Origin of the sequence: Accumulibacter sp. (genome assembly GCF_032229525.1) — a bacterium.
In the GTDB taxonomy this organism is placed as follows: Bacteria; Pseudomonadota; Gammaproteobacteria; order Burkholderiales; family Rhodocyclaceae; genus Accumulibacter.
Genome location: NZ_JAVTWB010000279.1, coordinates 1 through 3,737, shown reverse-complemented (window position 1 = coordinate 3,737; position 3,737 = coordinate 1). Strand labels below are relative to the sequence as shown.

The 3,737-nt window shown below is 66.9% G+C and carries 4 protein-coding genes; all 4 read left to right on the top strand.

From position 1 onward, the window contains the following. On the top strand, positions 1-224 hold a 224-nt coding region (locus RUW20_RS21590), incomplete at its 5' end, for a hypothetical protein (RefSeq protein ID WP_313954282.1). 140 nt (positions 225-364) lie between these two features. After that, positions 365-754, top strand: a complete 390-nt coding sequence (locus tag RUW20_RS21585; protein ID WP_313954281.1) for a DUF3302 domain-containing protein — start codon at positions 365-367, stop codon at positions 752-754. 84 nt (positions 755-838) lie between these two features. After that, positions 839-1,921, top strand: coding sequence for a biotin/lipoyl-binding protein (locus tag RUW20_RS21580; protein WP_313954280.1), 1,083 nt, complete (start codon positions 839-841; stop codon positions 1,919-1,921). A gap of 4 nt (positions 1,922-1,925) precedes the next feature. Further along, positions 1,926-3,371: a TolC family protein gene (locus tag RUW20_RS21575; RefSeq protein WP_313954279.1), complete on the top strand. Its 1,446-nt coding sequence runs from the start codon at positions 1,926-1,928 to the stop codon at positions 3,369-3,371. Positions 3,372-3,737: the final 366 nt, after the last annotated feature.

Sequence of the window (3,737 nt, the reverse complement as noted above, 5' to 3'; positions counted from 1 at the left end):
TCCTGCAGTGGGACGAGAGCTTTGACATCGGCTCCGACACGCTGACCGGCGTGAACGATGCCGACTACAAGCCGCCGTTCCCGCTCACCGCCAAGCTGAACAAGCTGACGATCAAGGTGGACCGGCCGCAGTTGTCGCCTGAGGACATCAAGAAGCTGGAAGGCGCGCGCTCCGAGGCGATGGACGGGAAACCGCTGACGCGAGTGCAACCCGGGCCGCACTAGCCTTGCGCCGAGACGCTGGCGTTCGCGATCTGGCTTGTTGATCCACCCGGGCCGCTCCGCAGGGAGCGGCCCGGTTTTTTTCAGGCGAGGGCAAACGGATTGTCGCGCGCACGCCCCATATCACGAGGAGAAGTGCAGTCATGCTCGGATTCGAAATTGATTTCTGGGACTACCTGACGTTCCTTACCTTGTTCCTGGCGGGTGCGGCCGGCGTCGGGACATTGGTCTGGCTGGCCGGCCTGCCGGGGCGCATCGCCATCGCGCGCAAACACCCGGAAGCCGAGGCCGTGAAACTGCTTGGCTGGGCCGGGTTGCTGCCGACCATCTACCCCTGGGTGCAGGCTTTCATCTGGGCTTTCAAGCCCACCGACATCGTCGACATCCGGCGCTTCCCACGCGAGGAAGCGCGGGCCATCGACGAGGAGATTGCGCGTCTCGAAGACAAGCCCAAGCCGAAACCGGCCGGGGCTGCCAGACCCGCGGCCGAGCCGCTACCAGCCGCCACGCCGCGCGCCGGCGACGACAGCTGAGGAGCGACGACGATGATTGCTGGTTTCGTCATGCTCTTCGGTTTCATTACGATCGTCTGGCTGGTCTTTTTCAAGTTCAAGTGGTTGAAGTTCACCATTGCCTGGGGCGTGGTGTCGGCGTTCTTCGGGCTGCATCTGCTGATCATTTTTCTGATTGGCCTGCGTTTCGTTACGCCCTACGCCACCGAGGCGAGACTGATCCAGCACACCATCCAGCTGACCCCGCGGTTGCCCGAGCCGACGCTGGTGACCGCCGTCCTGGTCGAGCAGAACGTGCCGGTAAAGAAGGGCGCGCCGCTATTCCAGTTCGACCGGCGCCCCTATCAGTTGAAGGTGCAGCAGCTCGAGGCGCAGCTAGCCAAGGCCAAACAGGACGTGCGCATCAGCAAGGCCGACGTCGCGGCGGGGGCGGCGAAGGTGAAGAGGCTCAAGAGCGAGCTCACGTACGCGAAGTATCAGCAGAAACTTTCTGCTGGCCTGGCCAAGCAGGGCGCGGGGCCGGAGGAGGATGCGCAGAAATGGGCCGCGCAGGTGGCGGCGAACGAAGCGGGCATCGTGGAAGCGCAGGCCGACGAGCAGCGCGCCCGGCTGCGTGCCACCAGCGACATTGGCGGTGTGAACACCAGCGTCGCCGCCATCGAGGCCGAGCTCGCCCTGGCGCACTTCTATCTCGACAACACCTTGATGGTGGCACCGGAGGATGGCTACATCATCAACCTGCAGGTGCGCCCGGGCATGGTCGCCGGCGAGGTGCGTTTTGGTGCCATCGCCTCGTTCATCGTCTCGGCCGACCGCTACCTGCTGGCCAATTTCTTTCAGGAGAACCTGAAGTACGTCAAACCCGGCCAGCCCACCGAAGCTGCGCTCGATCTCTACCCCGGGCAGATCTGGACCGGCAAGGTCGAGGCCGTCTGGCAGGGCAGCGGCGCCGGGCAGATGCTGCCCAGCGGCGTGCTGCCCACCTTTAACTACGTGCCCGCCGAAGTGCCGCAGGGGCAGTTCGCGGTGGTCATCCGGCTCGACGACCCCGAGCAGTCCAAGTTCCCGATCGGCATGCAGGGCCGTGCCACTATCTTCACCAACCCTGACAGCCCCTTTGTGTGGATGCGCAAGATCGGCATCCGGGCCTATTCCTGGTTCAACTGGATCTATCCATTCTCGGGATGACGGCATGACGCGCAGCGCACGGATCGGCCTGCTCGTCGCCATCACCGCGGCGGTGGCGGGCTGCGGGCTCGGCCCGCCACCTGCGCCCGACGAAGTGTTGCGTGAGGCGCTGCCGCAAGGCACCGCGGTGCCGTCGGCATGGCAGGCCCGGGCGGCGTCGGCAGCGGTGGCCGACGACTGGCTGAAGAGCTTCGCTGACCCGGTGCTCAACCGTCTGGTGGCCGAGGCCATTGCTCACAACCGTGATCTGGCGCAGGCCGCCGAAAGCGTGCGCATCGCGCAGCAGGCGGTGGTCGTCGTCGGCGCACGGATGCTGCCGATGGTGGGTGCCCAGCTCGGTGCACGCACCACGGACAACGCCAACAATGGCTCCGCCAATTCCACCATCGCCTACGCCGGCGTGGGCTGGGAGCTGGACCTGTGGGGCCGCCTGCGCGCGCAGCGCGCCGCCGCCGAAGCGGGCGCCGCAGCTTCGGCGCTGGATTACGCCTACGCGCGCCAGTCGCTGGCCGCCACCGTCGCCAAGGCCTGGTACCTGGCCAGCGAAGCGCGCCAGCAGCTGGCGGTCGCCCGCCGGGCGGTTCAGGTGTATGAGGAACTTCTGGCGCTGGTGCAGGTGCGCCGTGCGGCCGGCAAGGATTCCAACCTGGACGTGGCGGATACCCGCGCCAAGCTCGACGTTGCCCGGGCCCAGGTACAGGTGACGCAGGCCGCCTACGACGAAGCACGTCGCGCGCTCGAAGTGCTGATCGGGCGCTACCCGGCGGCCGAGATCGAGGCCATGCAGGACTATCCCGCATTGCCGCCACCGGTGGCAGCCGGCGCGCCCGCCTCACTGCTCGATCGTCGGCCCGACCTCCTCGCGGCGCAGCAGCAGCTGCTGCTGGCCTTTCGCCGCCAGCAGTCGGCGCAGCTGGCGCTGCTGCCGGGGGCGTCGATTTCGCTGCTGGGTGGCCGGCTGGGCGACGCCTTGCTGGCGACGCTGGGCCTGAACCCCTGGCTGACCTCGGCGGCCGTTGGTATGTCTATCCCCATCTACGAAGGCGGCGCGCTGCGGGCGCGTGTGCAGATCGCCACCGCGCAGCAGGCGCAGGCGGTGGCGGCCTACGGCGCAGCGCTGCTCGGTGCTTTCCGCGAGGTAGAGAATGCCCTGGGCAACGAGCAGATGCTGTCGCGGCGCTTGCCCTTCGACGCCGGCACGCTGGTCAATTCGGCCGAGGCGGTGCGCATCGCCACCATCCAGTACCGTGCCGGCAAGCGAGACCTGCTGTGGGTGTCGAACCTGCAGTCCGATCAGATCGCCGCCGAGGCCAACCTGGTGCACGTGCGCGGCCAGCAGATCGCCAACCGTATCCGGTTGCATCTGGCGCTGGGCGGCAGTTTCGATGCGCCAGCCGTGGGCAGCGCAGAGATCGACAACCCAACCGACGCGCCGCGTGGCTCGCCGTAGCATTGATTCGACGGCTCTGGTCCCCTGGCCGAAGCCTCATCAACACGGGCGCCTTGTGCAACAAGAGCCGCAGCCGTGCATTTGTTGCCGTCGCCGCGACGCTGCCGCTGCGGGCCAGCAGGCGCTGAAGAAACTCTACCGATCAACGCCCTGAAGCGGCCGTCGGGCGGGCTACCGGCATTCGCTGTTTACCAACCCCCGTTCAACAAAGGAGCCACAGATGAACAAACACAAGCCCGCAGCATACGGACTGGTCCTGGCATTTTCGGCAGGCCTTTCGCTGGCCGTGCCGCAGGTGGTCGAAGCGCAGGTGCTCACCGGCGCGCCGGCCGATCCGCAACTGAAGTATTCGACACCGATGCCGCC

What these genes read in the sequence shown, in the direction of transcription:
- RUW20_RS21585 (WP_313954281.1), top strand. Translation starts at nt 365, where the DNA reads ATGCTCGGATTCGAAATTGATTTCTGGGACTACCTGACGTTCCTTACC.
- RUW20_RS21575 (WP_313954279.1), top strand. Translation starts at nt 1,926, where the DNA reads ATGACGCGCAGCGCACGGATCGGCCTGCTCGTCGCCATCACCGCGGCG.